Raw genomic sequence first — 14,658 nt, forward strand, 5'->3', positions numbered from 1 at the left:
TACTCACCTTAATGTTCAGTTCTTTGACTGATTAATTGATTTTGATTTAATTTTGAGTCTGCCGGCGTAAACAGCGTGGCATAGATAAACGAAAAAATTACCCCAAAAAGAACCGTTAACCCAAAACAATGTATTGCATAGGTATGGCTTAACGCCAATAAACCGAATCCCAACAACGTCGACATCATACAGAGAAATAATGCCATCCCGACCACATGCGGATGATCGTGCCCTTGACGGTAGAAAATGGCGTAATCCACACCAATCCCCAAGATGAGAAAAACCCCCATTACACTAAATAGATTAATCTCAACGCCCATCCATGCCTGTAATGCAAAAGTGCTCATCAACGCCAAAGTCACAGGCACCATCAAAGCGAACACCGATTTAATCCCATAGATCAGCATTAAACCGATCGCTAAGGCAATTAATGCATAAACAAAAAGATATTCAGCTTGGATCCGATGGTCTTGGAATAAGCGCGATAAATTATGTACAGGACGAACCAGCTTATTCTGCTGATCTTGCAAAGCCTCTACGGCTGTTACATCTTTTATGCCTTGAATCAAAATCAATCTTTGCTGCGGATTAACCTGTAAAAATGCCAAAGGATGGGCAGCAAACTGATCTAAATTTAACAATGTTTGTTGAGACAATCTTGCTTGCCAACTCAGGACATCTTTCGGATCAAGTTGCATCGCGCTTGCATATTCCACCAGTACTGATTTTGGAATTTTCTGTAGCGCTTCAACATTCTGCTGTTGCTGTTCCAGCGAAGGAATCGTTTGCCCTATTGCTTGAAATCCGTCAATTTTGCCCTGTTGTTTTAACTGAGAAAGCGCATGGATTAAGCGTTGTTCTTGCCTTGCAAGATCCTCTGCTGAATTGGCATAAATTGCAAAATAATCGCTGCCCTGCGCTTGCCCAAAACGAGAACGAATATATTGGTCTTCCTGCTTTAAATGTTGATCCATGCTTTGTAAATTACGTACATCATCATTACTTTTGATTAGCAGCAAACTTGATCCTGAAACCACAAAGATCACAAAAATCAACAGATAACGCTTTGTTGCGTGCGCTAAAAAATAATTACGCCATGTGCCAATAAAGCTTAATCTGCGTATTGCAGGTTCAGCATTTAATGCAGGTAAACGCGGCAGTAATAATAGACTGGTGATTCCAGCAGCAGTTAAGCCCACCATTGAAAATACTGCAATCTGCTTAAAGCCGGGAAAAGGGGTAAAACTTAAAAATAAATAAGCCAGCAATGTGGTTGAAAGCCCGATCAACAAACTAGGTAAAATCGGCTTTAATACGGCAAATCCATTGAGATGTCGTTGCTGCGATTGCATTGCCATAAAGTAAAAGGAAAAATCGACACATACCCCAATCAGACTTGCACCAAAAACCAAAGTCATCAGATGTATTTCGGAAAATATCCAGTGGGTTACCGCAAAAGCCACCATTGAACCTGTGGCAACCGCAATAAACTCGGTCAACATCGGGCGAATAGAGCGGAAACCAAACCAGACCAAAAGTAAGACACCGATACTCGAACCCACGCCGATTGTAGAAATTTCGTTCTTTGCAGATTGGGTACCAAAATGCGAAAAAACAATTGTTCCAGTCCAGTGCGGTTTCACCCCGATCTTGCTCAATTGCTGATTAACATTAGCCATCCATTGGGCAGTTTGTTCTTGATACTCAATATCATAAGGACTTTTTAAAAGTTCTAAATTAAATAGTCGAGAATAGCCTTGCTCATCAGAAATTGTGGCAAAACCATCTTGTATTTCGATATTTGAATGCTGTTGCAGGCTTGCAAGCCCCATGGCATAACGTGGAAATAATAACAATGGATCTTGTTGAAGCAAGCTTTCAGTGATTGGCATACCCGGACTCATGATTTGCATCAAACTTTGTTCAGTCAGTGCCGCATAATCCTGTTGTTTTAAGATTGTTTGATCTTGCGAACTGATTAAGCCTGCATGATGTGCATATAAAGTTCTGGCAAAATCTTCGGTATCAACTTGTGCTTTTAATGGCTTAAACAAATTCGACTGTTGGACACCAGCCCTTAATATCTGTGTTGCTTGATCAATTTGTTCAGATGATTTTGCATCAATCACCAAGAATACTTTATTGTTCAATTGCTCACTGACATAGTGTTCAGTTTGCTCAAGCTGTTTGTCCTGCTTTACTTTTGGCAGTAAAGCAAAAATATTGGTCTGGATGTGAATGCCTTTTTGCATCCATGTAAATCCCAGCCCGATCGCAATGATGACTAAAAATATCAACCAAATTGCAGTGAGTTTATTTTGCCAATTGGAAAAGTGCATTCTCAGACGCCGATAAAGTTTGAGGTTGAGCCGTCTGCTGACTAAAATTAATAATCGTCATATTATTGGCTTGTTCAGTAATCACAATACGATTGACATAACGTCCACCTTGCGCATTCACTTTGACAAACAATTTTTTAAACAACGCACTTTTCGGGGTCAATGTGACATCCCAAGCTGCTGTTGTGTAATTGGCTGCAACCACATTAAAGTTTTTGGCTAAGGCTGTTTCATCGCCTGCCATTAACTGTAAAAACATGGTCGCCACTGAACCATATTGACTGTTATTAATCTCAAGTTGACTCATGGTTCGCTGGGTTTTTTGTAGCAACTTTTTTGGGGTAACAATCAAATCTGCTTGAACAGGCTTTTGAATCTGCCAAATCACCCCTTGGCTTTTGGAAAATAAAACCTGCCCATTTGAGCTAAAAGTTTTATTTAACGAGGTGAGCTTTTTTTGCTGCTCAAAATGGGCGCGAACTACAGGTGTTTGGGAAAGCTGTTGAAAAATTTGCCCAACTTTAGAACTTTCCGCATAACTTGCCAATGGAAGTGCCGTCACAACCATAAACATCATACTGGTGATGATCAGTTTGATTTTATTTTTAAAATTCAACATTTTTTATGCCCCCCTATTTGGTCTTAAATTCAGACCATGCATATAGGCGGTCTAAAAATATTTGTGGTGACTGAAAGCACATTTCTCGAGTTTCTATCTCGACTGCCACCTGACTGGTAAAACCTTTGGTGAGGCGTTTACCCGATTCTGCATCAAAAATCTGGTACTCGATTTTCAAACGGTTTTCCCATTCTTTTAAAGTCGCACGTACTCGGATATGCTGCCCAAAAATAATACCTTGCGCATAACGGACATAACTTTCAATCACTGGCCATGCATAACCAGAATCTTTCATTTGATTATAGTTATAGTCAAATTGATCCAGCAATTTACAACGGGCAATTTCAAAATATTTGAGATAATGCCCATGCCAAACCACATTCATGGTATCTACATCATGAAATGGAACATCAATAATGACATCAGCATACATCAGCGTTCTCCTGCTTGTGCTGCAACAGATTACAGTTTAACAGACTGAGATTTTCAAGATGATCCACTATCGCTTGTAGCTCTTTTTGCAATGGACGATCTTCTTCAACAAAATGAAATTCTTTCAGTACCCATTGTCTAAACAAACCCAACACTGGACTTAATTGTTGTGCCAATCCTCTCAGTTCAATTGCTTGAACCGCAGCACAGCTCAATGCAGCAATCACTTGTTCGGTCAATAAAATCACCCGACTGGCATCACGTGCGGCAATCGTGCCCATACTGACTTTATCTTGATTATGGCACTCGGTTGAACGTGAAAAAATTGAAGCTGCAAGCGTCTGTTTAAGCGCTTCGGCAGTCCAAGCTGACACGCCTATCTGTACGGCTTTAAAACCATGATTGAGCGGTAAGCGATCAGTTTTAGCACCAGTCAAATTGCGCGGTAAACCATGATTCATTTTATGATCGACCAACTGTGCAAGCTGACGATCCATCAAATCAGCAATATTGGCAATCATAATTTTTAAGCTATCCATAGCCTGTGCGATATGTCCACCATAGAAATGCCCACCATGTAACACGCGTAAATTGATCGGATCAATTAACGGATTGTCATTACTTGAGTTCAATTCATTTTCAATAAATTGTCTAAGCCACGTTTTAGAATCTTCAAAGATTCCAATAATATGTGGTGCACAACGCAGTGAATAACGATCTTGCAAACGTGGACTTTGATGCTCTGTTTGTACTTTATCGTTTAACCATTCACGTAGTTGCTTGGCAATCTCTTGCTGTCCTGCATGTGGTTTTTGGGCAAATAACACTTCATCAAAATGGCTTGGATTGCCCTCTAATGCCAACACATTTAATGCTGTGATTAAAGTACTTGCCAAACTAATCTGCTCAGCTTTTTTATAATTTAAACAGGCCATTGCGGTCATCACCGCAGTACCATTCATAATGGCAAGCCCTTCTTTGGGTCTGAGTGCCAAAGGCTGTATCGCATATTCAGCATAAACATCTGCGACTGCCACAATATTACCTTGATAGTAAACATCCCGTTCACCGACCAATGCCCCTGCAATATAGGACAATGGGGTTAAATCACCACTGGCGCCGACTGAGCCTTCTGAAGGGATCACTGGAATAATATTTTCATTAAGCATCCAAACCAAACGCTCAAGTAAAGCATGTGATACCCCTGAATAGCCACGCGCCAAAGAACATAATCGAGTCACCATCACAGCACGTGCAGTGATCAAGTCCAGATTTTGCCCCAAACCACAACCGTGAAAACGAGATAAATGCAAAGGCAATTCATTGACCTGATGTGCAGGCACTTCAACCAAACAAGAATCGCCATAACCTGTGGTTACCCCATAGATGACGCCTTCTTCTTGTAATAATTGATCGAGAAAATCAGCACCTCGTTGAATCAATGCCTGCCAACTTTCAGACTTAGGCAGCGCCACTTTGAGCTTTTGATTTGCGACAGCAACAACCTCTTCAATTGAAAGTGGTTTTTCTCCGATGACAAGTGTCTGCATTTTTATTTGTTCCAAAAATTATAAAAATTAAACCATTGATAAGGTGCATCTACGCAATGCTGTTCGACCAGTTGAACATAGCGTTGCATGACTTCAGCTATGGCTTGGTTGCGGGTTTGCCGCGGAAAATTAAGTTTTTGAGCGATTGAGTGGATATGCACATGAAAGTTGTCTTGCTTGCGATAACAGAAAACCGCCAATATCGGAACTTTCAGTAAACTCGCTAAAATCCAAGGTCCTTGCGGCCAAGCGGACTCATCAGCTAAAAATTTAAGATTTTCGACACGTTGCGATTGAACTGGCACTCGATCTGCTGCCACGATGATCCACTCACCCTGATCCAGTTTCTCCTGCAAAAGAATCGCAGTATCAACGCCAAGTTCATCGACCGAAATCAGATGCACATCGGCTTTTTGATTGAGCTTTTTAAGAAATTCATTAAATTTACTGGCATGTTTTTGATAAACCAATACATTTATTTTTTGTTGGTGATCAGATTTGATCGCACGTAGCAATTCGATATTGCCAAAATGCGATACCACAATGATCGCACCTTTTTTATAATTTTCCTGAAAATGCACATGCCCATGCAAAATCAGCTTTTCTTCTGCGACTTTTCCCAGCCAACCTTCAATTTTATCCAAAATACACTCACCAAATGTCATCAAATGAATATACGAATGACTCATATTCGGTTGATGTGAAAATGGTGACTTTTCTTGAGCAAAATGATGCAACTTTTGTAAATAAAGCAATGAAGCCTGACGCGCCGTCCGAGAAAAAATCCAGTACCACATGATGATGAAATACAGCACCAGCTTACATAAAAAACGCCCACCAAAACGGTAGAAGCACAGCATTAACATCAAAGGCAACATTCCACCCTTTTCTTTAAGCTCACTCCATCGTTTTGTATGTGATTCAGTCATGTGCTGAACCTTTGGTTTTTTGTGCCAATAATTTAGGTAAGCGAATTAACATACCTGCAAAAAGTCGCGCATGTGCTTTACTGAGTCCTAAATTATCTTTCCACACATTAAAATGTGAAATACCTTGTTCTGGATAAATCACGGCAGTAGGTACGTTGATAAACTGAACTTGTTCCCACTTTAGACGCACTAAAATTTCACTGTCAAAACCCATGCGTGGTTGGAATTTTGCTCGATTGAGGACGTGAATGGTTTGATCAAGTGGATAAATACGAAAACCGCACATACTGTCTTTGATTTCAAGTGACAAACTATTAATCCAAACCCAGACATGGGTGACATAACGGCCATACAAACGCTTTTTCGGTACCGTTTCATCAAAGATCGGCTGTCCCAAAATCATTGCTTGAGGATGCTGTTCTGAGATGGTGATGAATTTTTCAATATCCTGCCAGTCGTGCTGCCCATCTGCATCAATTTGTAAAGCATGTGTCCAGCCAAGATCTTGTGCCTGATATAAACCTGTCATCACGGCCTGACCTTTGCCCTGATTGGTCGCGTGCTCGACCAGATATACATTTTTATGCTGCTGCGCCAATTCTAGCAACAAGGTCGAACATTCAATATCGCTACCATCATTGACTAAAACCACTGGCAAACCATAAGAGTGAATATAGTCCAGTAATGCTTTGATATAATGTGGATGGTTATACACAGGAATCACAAAACCTAATCGATATTGCTGCATCATCTGTCTCCTAAGCTCTAACCGCAGTAGCAAAAACTAAACGTCCTGATGCTAAAGATTGTTCAGCCTGCTGCAATTGAAAACTGATTTTATCTGCTTTACGCTCAAGTTTAAGCAAAACCACGGCATGCGGTTGGATCAATTCCTGAAACTTAATTTGTTCTAATGCTGTACACCAATCTAGATCAGCCCAGATCTCTTTAGCGAACTTTTGAATAAAAGCAATTTGCCCAACACCAGGATAAATCGGGTGATCAGGAAAATGCCCATTAAAAGCAGCCAGTTCAGGAATAAATTCTAATTTAAATTCTGCGCTATTGGCATCAATATGCGATGCTAAAACCACGGGTAAATTTAAGTTTTCAAATAATGATTTCATATAATTTTTATTGAGCTTTGATTGGGAATTTTTCGGTAATTGGCTTAAAAAACGCCACTGCCTCGGTATTGCAATATATTCCAATTTATCTGCTAGTTGTTGTTTTATTTTTGCGACAAATGCACGCTTATGACTGTGTTTAAGTTCTAATTGAGCTTGTTCAGACAATACCGCCACACATGCCAAAATTTGTCGATGATCCTTTTCAAAGATCAATGTATGACATTCACTGACTTCTGGTAATTCAATAATAGCACTTTCAATAGAATCAAGACTTAAACGCTTTTCTTCAAGCTTAACAATACGGTCTAAGCGACCTTGAAGCTGAAACTGACTTTTTCGATCATTAGGCACCGACACTTCGACTTTATCTGCGGTATAGATCCAATCATTGATATACGCATGTTGAGTCAAGACACCGAGCTCACCCGCATCTGTAACACTAATTTCGACATCTGCAAACGGCGTCCAAAGCGCCTCATCTTGTGTGCGATAAGCAATACCGCCCGTTTCGGAACTACCAAAAATTTCGGTGATACTGGCATTGAGCAGCGGACGCACTCCAGCATCTAATTTACCACCTGAAGAATAAACCACTGAATACTGTTCAAGTAATACATCAGAGGTCCAACGTTTTAAAAGTGCTGGGCTGGAAACCACATAATGATTTGAACCAAAGTTATCGTGACTTAAATGCTGTAATTTTTTTTGTGCTTCAACCACATCTTCAGGAAATGCCAATTGCGGATTATAAAAAGCTCTGCCACTGGCAAGTGGCCAAAGTAATTTAAACAATAGACCATAAATATGTTGATGACTGACTGTAGCAAGCGCCAGTGCATTTTCTGCTAGATCAAAACTTTGATCTAAACCCTGTACTTCATTAAGCAGCTGTTTTAGAGTACGCGGAATCTTTTTAGGTTGCCCTGTAGAACCCGAAGTATAAAAAAACACTGCTGCACGATTTAAAAAATCATCATTTAGATCAATGTGTTGAGTATTTTCAACCACAGGATTAATCTGTTTATATTGTCGTTCAATAAAATAAATATTCTGAGCCGCTAAGCTTTTTTCCAAATCACGCACACGATTTGGTGGGAGAATCACCTGTTTATCTGCCAGTAAAACTGCAAAAAATAACACTAAAAAATCATAACTGTCATTTTGCCACAAGGCCCATGCACTTTCAGCGGATTGTTCAATGTGTGTTTTTTCACTCAACACCTCCTGCCAAAATTGGGAGAATGTTTTGACACTAAAATCAGAGGTGATACACACACATTTTTCAGCATGAATGTGGCTTTGAAAATGACACAACATAAGCGTTTATTTTAACTCGTATGATTTTTAGCTTGATGAATTTTTCGCAGTACAAATTCACCTGCAAATAACAAACCCATCAAAAGATAAGAAATAAAACCATTATAAAGTACCCACATTTGAGTACTGCTAAATAACACTGTATAAAGCGCAATACAGGCATTTAAAATAAAAAAGCCACACCAAACAATCGTGACATTTTTAGTCCAGATCACCCCAGACTCAGGTAAATCAGGTTCAACCAAACGTGCAAAACGTTCAATCATTGAGGGTGGTTTGATTAAGGTGGTCGCAAAAATTATCAACGCGCCCACACTCATCAATACTGGATACAGCTTTAACCATGCATGATCTTTTAAAATCAAACTCAGCCCACCACAAATAATGGCAAACCAAGTTAATGGCCACATAAGATCGCTTTTTTTAAAAAATAAGCGTGATCCACCAAGCAGAACCAACAAAGCACTCACCCAAATAAAATGACCATGCGCTAGGCTGTAGCCCACGATAAATGGGTAAAGTAGAAATAAGACGGTGACTCCACTGCGGATCAAATGCTTCATTCTGCAGACATATTTTGAATCACAACCACAACATCTTGCACTGTTCTAACATTTTTAAAATCTTCAGGTTTAACTTGCTTACCGGTTAATTCTTTAATTTTAACAACTAAATCAATAGCGTCGATGCTATCAACATCTAGATCAGAATACAGGTTTGACTCAAGCTGAATATCAGCAGGTTCAATTTCAAATAGTTCTTCCATCCACTCACGTAGATTTGTTAAGACGATTTCTTCAGATAACATAACGACCTCTTAAGCAGCACGTTGCGCTTCAACCAAGTCCACTAAACTTTGCACAGAGGCGAAATGTTGCTTGGTTTCCTGTGATTCAGCATTTAAATGAATGTTATAGCGTTTTTTCAAAGCTAAACCTAATTCTAGGGCATCAATAGAATCCAGCCCTAATCCATCACCAAAGAGTGGTGCATTGGTATCAATATCTTCAATTGAAATATCTTCCAATGCCAGCACATCAATGATCATTTCTTTTAACTCATCAGCAAGATTGCTCATTTGTAGATAACTCTTGTTTAATTAACGCTTGATTAAATAAGTTGTGCAAAAAATGATTGAGCTGTTTCACCTGTTTTGAGTTCACAGCAGCATCATCCAATATATCCTGTACATGTACCGCATCTAACACTGTAATCTGAATGTGAAATGGTTCATTTGGAATGTGATACCACTTTTCATTTTTGGTCAGTGTCGAGGGCGTGCATTCTATCAAAATCGGACGAATTGGAACATTCGCTCGAATCGCAATATTTGACGCACCACGTTGGAATTCATTCAGTGATGCGCCTTTTTCTGTTCGTGTCCCTTCTGGAAATATCAATAATGAGGCTGCATCTTTTTCTTGGAGTTTTTTAACGCAGTCCAAAATGAATTGCTCAGATCCCTCATTTAAAATATAACCTGCACTACGTACCGGCCCCAATGTAAATGGATTACGCCAAAGTGCTTTTTTTACAATACAGTTGGCCTTTTCCATTAAGCCAATCAAAATCACCACATCAATCAAGGTTGGATGATTTGCAATGACTAACTCTTGACGGCTATGGGCCAGCTTTTCCAAGCCTTCGACCTCATAGGTCATGATGCCCAATTTAACCATCATTTCAGTAAAGCCTTTAAAGCTATATTTAATGGCTTTTTGCGCACGATCTTGTCTTTTTCTTGTATCAAATGTGCTGACTTTCACCAATGGTGCAACCACACCCCCAATCACAATTCCACCCAAGCCAAAACTTGCAAAACTAAAACCTGTAGCACCAACACGCCAAGCGTAATTTAACTTTTTCTTTACTTTATTGATATTTAACATTTGACCCAAACACCCTTTTCTATCAGGTTTTGATTGTGCCAAAACACATTAAAATCTTGAGCCTCTAAATATTTGCTCTGTTGCAGTTGCAGATTTTCTACAGCAATTTTTAAATTGGCATTTTCTAAACTGACCACTCCAGCCAATGAAAAAGCTTTAAAATTCTGATACTCATCATATATTTCTGGTAAGGCTTGGTCATAATAAATCACCAAGGCATTTTTGGCATTGTGATGGGTTTTTAAATAAGCATAAGCTTCGACTAAAGCTTCAGACCATGATGCTGCCAAACTGGTCGCAACCGTATCATCTTGACAAAATATAGAATACAAACCTGAAACTGCATTATGTACAGAGGTTGAAAAAAGTGTCGGAGATGGGGTTTGGTCTGACAGGACATCTTGTAAAATTTTAAGTGTTTTTTCTTCGTCGCCATATTGTGAGCTCCAAACAATATAGTCGACCTGAATCCCCTGCAAACTTTGAATTGCACTATTCAATGCAATTTTAGCAATACTTGATAGCCGTCTACGTTGCATCGCAGGAATTTTTTCAAGTGCTAAAAATGTATCACCATCTTCGCTCAAAGTGAGCCTAGAAATATTTAATTGAAGCATGTTTTAATCATCAACATCAGCTAATTTAATTGGCTTAAAAAGCCTTCTTTAGACAAATTATAACATTTGAATAACAATAAATACAAAAAATACAATTGAACTTTGTCTAATAATTAGTTTCTTAATTAAAAGATCCTCTTGCAACACTATTTTTACTGCAACAGTTTATTCAATCCCATTTCATCAAGTGGCGTATTATACTTATAAAACTTATTTTGAAAGCTTGTTTACTGTTAATTATCGCTAAGTAATGCTGTTTTTTTATATGACTGTGTTGATGACAGACTCAGGCTCTTATACAAAATGGTAACTCGAAATAACACAGTATTTTGAACAGTCGATTGCTCTCTAACCAGCGTATCTTTGCTACAACAAACCTAAGCTTTTAACACAACTATTTATACAACTCCAGATTGTAATTTTCCTGTAATTGCTGATTTTAAATCACAATGAATATTTTAATTGGTTCTCAATTCTTTTTTTATACTTTTGAATCCTAGATGGTTAGTCCTACCGTGGGGGCGACATGGATGTCGCTGTTGGGCGGGGGTACAGGACGTACCCCTCGCCTAACGAAAGATTTTTGTCACCTTTTCATCTCTGAAAAGTGAGGCATCGCCTACGCAAAGATATTTAAACTTTGAAGGTAAGGTGTGGCATTGCAAGCTTTTTGATAATCAAACAATTTATTTCCCTATACAATTGATTTAATTAAAAATATTAATTAAAAGAAATTATTTTCTTGTATATGAGTTTTTTTACAGGTTGACTATAACAGATCAGCCTGCTGCACTTTCCGCAACCCATTGTGAAAATTTACTTGGAACACCTTTGGTATTTTCATCAAAGCCAAAGAATTTAACACCATCTTCAGTATCAGAATAAGCCGCCATGACTTTACCTGTTTTAGTATTGATCGCAATGACAGCCTTACTCGAACCCGCCCCACGTGGGTCATAACCACTGCCTACCAGCCAATCACCCTGACGCTGCATTGCACTGGATACCACTAAAGCTGAAGTGAGATTTGCATATGATTTGCCAACTAATTGCTGAAAACGAGCTTTCCAAGGTGCTGCCTGTATAACGTCATGCGGGTGTCTACCATCTGGTTTCGCCATACCCGTTGTTGGAACAGGACGTGTACCACACTTACTTTTGATTTCTGACTCATAGCCGATATTACCAACTTCTTGTACATCGATAGTACGCCCAACCTTATCGGCGCAGTCAGCCCATTGTTGTGGTGTTTTTGCCTGTGCAACAATTGGCGTGATCAGCATACCCGCCAGTAAAAAACTAACAATTTTCATGATTTATTTCCTTTAAACTTTAAATATGTATTTAATTTAACATTGCGATAAAAATGGTCTTTTAATAACCTGAGCTTTTAACTAGTTTTGGGGTATCTGCTTTTTGGACTGATACCAATTTTGCCAGATCAGTACCATCACTTTCGCCCTTATAAACCGCATATTCTCCAACTGTTACAGTTGCATGTCCGGTATAGCCAATATAACCTTCCTTGGGTCTTTTGTTGAGCTTCAATGCCTGAGCAACCTGTTGAGTATCACTAAAACAAAACCAGCGTGAACGGCGATCATCAGGCTTACGTGGTATCAACTGATCTGAAGGTGCACTGGGATGAAAACAGATAACATCACCCGCCACTTCATCATCAAAATAATATGAATATTCTCCATTCACTGTAATTTGTCCACGATAATGATCAAATTCTTGCGTGCTTTTTTGCAGTTTCAAGGTATCTGCATGTGCAAACAAGGGCAAAATTAAAATACTGCTCAGTAAAAAATTAACAGCTTTCATCATTTTTATCCTTTAAAAAAGATCCGATCTTTTATTTAAATATATATTTTACTTCAAACACTTATCTCGGGTTTATCACAATAGGCAATGTTACTTAAAGCAGAACCGCTATGTATTACCACCAATAAAATATACTGGCCCCCGGCTCGTAATAAGTACTACATGCTGAGTAAACCACTTTACACTCTTGCTTGTTTTTACTTTGACACTCATAAGCAGCTAATGCTTTGGCGCCTGCTGGCGTACGATCAATTCTAATCACAGACTCTTGACCACCTTGAGTCGGATCAGCCAAGGCAACACATTTATTGTTATAGGTAAAGATGACTTCACAATTTTTACCTCCCTTTTTTTGGCAATTTTCCAAGGCTACTTTTTTTGCCCCACGTTCGGTTCGTGTCGCTTGGGCATAACCTGTAGGTCGAGAAGGTGCTGCCTTATCTTCAGCAATCGCGCCCCAACGCTTTTCCCAAAGTGAGGGTTCCCATTTATATGTGCCACCACCGCCACCACCATTACTACCGCCGCTTGGAATCGGTGCACACCCTTGCAGGCCTTGCCCACCAATTGGATAATAACCAGGAGGACAATTGCCCTCTGCGGCCACATGGCCTGACCACATCAAAACAACAAACGCCAACATAAGCGTGTTTGCGATCCCCATGAATTGTTTAAAATAGTGTTGCTCTGCGATCGTGAATGTTTTAAACATAATAAAAGCCCTCATGGCCAATAACCTTCGATAAATTGAATGATTTTTACCTAGAAAAACAAACAATATATGATCAATTTTCTGATTGATGGAATGTTAATATTTTATCTAACGTTCAAACTTAGATTAAAACTTCTACAACTTTTTTCTGCAAGCCCTTTTTATTCATTAAATTTTCTCTAAGCATTCCCATTAAGATTAAATACAGAGCAGCTAAACACAAATAATTAAATCATGTGAAAAATCAATACAAAAACATATTTTAAAACAGCAAAATACAGATAAACTTAAACACATCATCCTTTATTAAATCGCCAGTAAACATGCAACACGATATGATGACCAGTCTAAGTTGTGAAAATAATTCAACTGAATCATTCCATGTATTGGCTAAAAGCAGACTGGCCGATTTGAATAAAGCGATAAAACAAAAATCGTAATGTATTTACATAGCAAGGAATAAAATGAAACTGACAAGGATATGTACTTTACTGATATTACCCATCGTATTAACAGCATGCCAATCCAGCACGGTAAATAAGCTGATAAGAGATCTGCCCTCTCCTGATGGACGTTTTCATGTGGAAGTTCTTCAGTGCCGAGCCAATGATGCAATGTTTGGTGCTGCAACCCAAGTTCAAGTTTCAGTTCTAAAAAAAGGTGAAACTGAAAAATGTCGTTCATTTATTCATGCTTTGGCGCAATTTGATGTAAGAACCATCGACTTTGGCGCAAAGGATAATGCTTTGCACATAGCGTGGCTGTCAGATACTGAACTTAGTGTGTGGCATCGTAGTTTTGCAACATCTCAAGGCAAGAATTATATAGGGCCTGATGTACAGCAAAGTCGGGCTAACTCTCCAATTAAAGTGATTTTCTCGCCTTTAGCTGCGCAAATTGGAATGCCATCTCAGATTAAAAAATAAAGCACTATACACAATCAAGCGTTGTATAAATCGTCTAGTTTTGATTGCTGTTGTTATGCAGCAGAAGCTTATAGGGTAAGTCTGGCTTCCAAACTATAGTCAAACCATCTAATTATTCATACAAGTGATTTGCATCAAGTCATTGAACATAAATGAAGCTTATGTTTTGAATGAACTTTTATAAACAGTTGGTTATCAATTCATTTTTTATACTTTTGAATCCTAGATGGTGATCATATCGTGGGGCATTGAAAACTTGATCTTCATACATCTATTTCTATGCGATGGTAAAAGTTTCATAGTTGATAAAGCTTAACTACATTTAGAAATCACTCCAAAGCTTCATTTGCAAAACTTTATTAAAAAACAAT

At 38.8% G+C, this 14,658-nt stretch carries 16 protein-coding genes; 1 reads left to right on the forward strand and 15 read right to left on the reverse strand.

Translation table 11 applies throughout. From position 1 onward, the window contains the following. Positions 1-8: 8 nt before the first annotated feature. From AC07WY_RS16085 to AC07WY_RS16155, 15 genes are all read right to left on the reverse strand, one after another. The gene (locus AC07WY_RS16085; protein ID WP_494736713.1) at positions 9-2,339 is read right to left on the reverse strand and encodes an MMPL family transporter; all 2,331 of its coding nucleotides are present in this window, start codon (positions 2,337-2,339) and stop codon (positions 9-11) included. Continuing rightward, a complete protein-coding gene (locus AC07WY_RS16090; RefSeq protein WP_494736775.1) occupies positions 2,314-2,913 on the reverse strand; it encodes a LolA family protein in 600 nt (199 codons plus the stop codon). Before AC07WY_RS16090 ends, AC07WY_RS16085 begins: the two co-directional genes overlap by 26 nt. Positions 2,914-2,971: 58 nt before the next feature. Further along, positions 2,972-3,391, reverse strand: a complete 420-nt coding sequence (locus AC07WY_RS16095) for an acyl-CoA thioesterase (RefSeq protein WP_034613982.1) — start codon at positions 3,389-3,391, stop codon at positions 2,972-2,974. Next, positions 3,381-4,940, reverse strand: a complete 1,560-nt coding sequence (locus AC07WY_RS16100) for an HAL/PAL/TAL family ammonia-lyase (RefSeq protein WP_419334672.1) — start codon at positions 4,938-4,940, stop codon at positions 3,381-3,383. The genes AC07WY_RS16095 and AC07WY_RS16100 overlap by 11 nt, the downstream gene beginning before the upstream one ends. 2 nt (positions 4,941-4,942) lie before the next feature. Then, complete coding sequence (locus AC07WY_RS16105; protein WP_494736714.1) at positions 4,943-5,869, reverse strand: lysophospholipid acyltransferase family protein; 927 nt, start codon at positions 5,867-5,869, stop codon at positions 4,943-4,945. Beyond that, entirely contained in the window at positions 5,862-6,617 is a 756-nt protein-coding gene (locus AC07WY_RS16110) for a glycosyltransferase family 2 protein (RefSeq protein WP_262087452.1), read from the reverse strand. The genes AC07WY_RS16105 and AC07WY_RS16110 overlap by 8 nt, the downstream gene beginning before the upstream one ends. A 10-nt stretch (positions 6,618-6,627) precedes the next feature. After that, positions 6,628-8,316, reverse strand: a complete 1,689-nt coding sequence (locus AC07WY_RS16115) for an ApeI family dehydratase (protein WP_494736715.1) — start codon at positions 8,314-8,316, stop codon at positions 6,628-6,630. 11 nt (positions 8,317-8,327) lie between these two features. Continuing rightward, positions 8,328-8,879, reverse strand: coding sequence for a COG4648 family protein (locus tag AC07WY_RS16120; protein WP_234622720.1), 552 nt, complete (start codon positions 8,877-8,879; stop codon positions 8,328-8,330). After that, positions 8,876-9,124 carry an acyl carrier protein gene (locus tag AC07WY_RS16125; protein WP_004819854.1) on the reverse strand — a complete coding sequence of 83 codons (249 nt, stop codon included), beginning with the start codon at positions 9,122-9,124 and terminating at the stop codon, positions 8,876-8,878. The genes AC07WY_RS16120 and AC07WY_RS16125 overlap by 4 nt, the downstream gene beginning before the upstream one ends. 9 nt (positions 9,125-9,133) lie before the next feature. Continuing rightward, positions 9,134-9,394, reverse strand: coding sequence for a phosphopantetheine-binding protein (locus tag AC07WY_RS16130; RefSeq protein WP_004819853.1), 261 nt, complete (start codon positions 9,392-9,394; stop codon positions 9,134-9,136). Beyond that, the gene (locus tag AC07WY_RS16135) at positions 9,378-10,205 is read right to left on the reverse strand and encodes a lysophospholipid acyltransferase family protein (RefSeq protein ID WP_151956574.1); all 828 of its coding nucleotides are present in this window, start codon (positions 10,203-10,205) and stop codon (positions 9,378-9,380) included. Before AC07WY_RS16135 ends, AC07WY_RS16130 begins: the two co-directional genes overlap by 17 nt. Then, the gene (locus AC07WY_RS16140) at positions 10,199-10,822 is read right to left on the reverse strand and encodes a beta-ketoacyl synthase chain length factor (RefSeq protein ID WP_262085381.1); all 624 of its coding nucleotides are present in this window, start codon (positions 10,820-10,822) and stop codon (positions 10,199-10,201) included. The genes AC07WY_RS16135 and AC07WY_RS16140 overlap by 7 nt, the downstream gene beginning before the upstream one ends. Before the next feature lie 779 nt (positions 10,823-11,601). Continuing rightward, positions 11,602-12,135 (reverse strand): Ivy family c-type lysozyme inhibitor, encoded by a 534-nt coding sequence (locus tag AC07WY_RS16145; RefSeq protein WP_262085380.1) that lies wholly within the window; start codon positions 12,133-12,135, stop codon positions 11,602-11,604. Positions 12,136-12,196: 61 nt separating this feature from the next. Beyond that, positions 12,197-12,649 carry a hypothetical protein gene (locus tag AC07WY_RS16150; protein WP_494736716.1) on the reverse strand — a complete coding sequence of 151 codons (453 nt, stop codon included), beginning with the start codon at positions 12,647-12,649 and terminating at the stop codon, positions 12,197-12,199. Positions 12,650-12,764: 115 nt separating this feature from the next. Beyond that, complete coding sequence (locus AC07WY_RS16155; protein WP_419334686.1) at positions 12,765-13,361, reverse strand: DUF4189 domain-containing protein; 597 nt, start codon at positions 13,359-13,361, stop codon at positions 12,765-12,767. Positions 13,362-13,825: 464 nt separating this feature from the next. On the opposite strand from AC07WY_RS16155, the gene AC07WY_RS16160 reads away from it, so the two are divergent. Further along, complete coding sequence (locus AC07WY_RS16160) at positions 13,826-14,287, forward strand: hypothetical protein (RefSeq protein ID WP_262085377.1); 462 nt, start codon at positions 13,826-13,828, stop codon at positions 14,285-14,287. The last annotated feature ends 371 nt before the right edge of the window (positions 14,288-14,658 follow it).

The organism is Acinetobacter sp. GW821-FHT01C12, from assembly GCF_059422625.1.

Coding starts and splice junctions, on each gene's coding strand:
- AC07WY_RS16120 (WP_234622720.1), bottom strand. CDS start 8,879: ATGAAGCATTTGATCCGCAGTGGAGTCACCGTCTTATTTCTACTTTAC.
- AC07WY_RS16090 (WP_494736775.1), bottom strand. CDS start 2,913: ATGTTTATGGTTGTGACGGCACTTCCATTGGCAAGTTATGCGGAAAGT.
- AC07WY_RS16130 (WP_004819853.1), bottom strand. CDS start 9,394: ATGAGCAATCTTGCTGATGAGTTAAAAGAAATGATCATTGATGTGCTG.
- AC07WY_RS16140 (WP_262085381.1), bottom strand. CDS start 10,822: ATGCTTCAATTAAATATTTCTAGGCTCACTTTGAGCGAAGATGGTGAT.
- AC07WY_RS16115 (WP_494736715.1), bottom strand. CDS start 8,316: ATGTTGTGTCATTTTCAAAGCCACATTCATGCTGAAAAATGTGTGTGT.
- AC07WY_RS16135 (WP_151956574.1), bottom strand. CDS start 10,205: ATGTTAAATATCAATAAAGTAAAGAAAAAGTTAAATTACGCTTGGCGT.
- AC07WY_RS16110 (WP_262087452.1), bottom strand. CDS start 6,617: ATGCAGCAATATCGATTAGGTTTTGTGATTCCTGTGTATAACCATCCA.
- AC07WY_RS16160 (WP_262085377.1), top strand. CDS start 13,826: ATGAAACTGACAAGGATATGTACTTTACTGATATTACCCATCGTATTA.
- AC07WY_RS16150 (WP_494736716.1), bottom strand. CDS start 12,649: ATGAAAGCTGTTAATTTTTTACTGAGCAGTATTTTAATTTTGCCCTTG.
- AC07WY_RS16085 (WP_494736713.1), bottom strand. CDS start 2,339: ATGCACTTTTCCAATTGGCAAAATAAACTCACTGCAATTTGGTTGATA.
- AC07WY_RS16100 (WP_419334672.1), bottom strand. CDS start 4,940: ATGCAGACACTTGTCATCGGAGAAAAACCACTTTCAATTGAAGAGGTT.
- AC07WY_RS16095 (WP_034613982.1), bottom strand. CDS start 3,391: ATGTATGCTGATGTCATTATTGATGTTCCATTTCATGATGTAGATACC.
- AC07WY_RS16155 (WP_419334686.1), bottom strand. CDS start 13,361: ATGTTTAAAACATTCACGATCGCAGAGCAACACTATTTTAAACAATTC.
- AC07WY_RS16145 (WP_262085380.1), bottom strand. CDS start 12,135: ATGAAAATTGTTAGTTTTTTACTGGCGGGTATGCTGATCACGCCAATT.
- AC07WY_RS16105 (WP_494736714.1), bottom strand. CDS start 5,869: ATGACTGAATCACATACAAAACGATGGAGTGAGCTTAAAGAAAAGGGT.
- AC07WY_RS16125 (WP_004819854.1), bottom strand. CDS start 9,124: ATGTTATCTGAAGAAATCGTCTTAACAAATCTACGTGAGTGGATGGAA.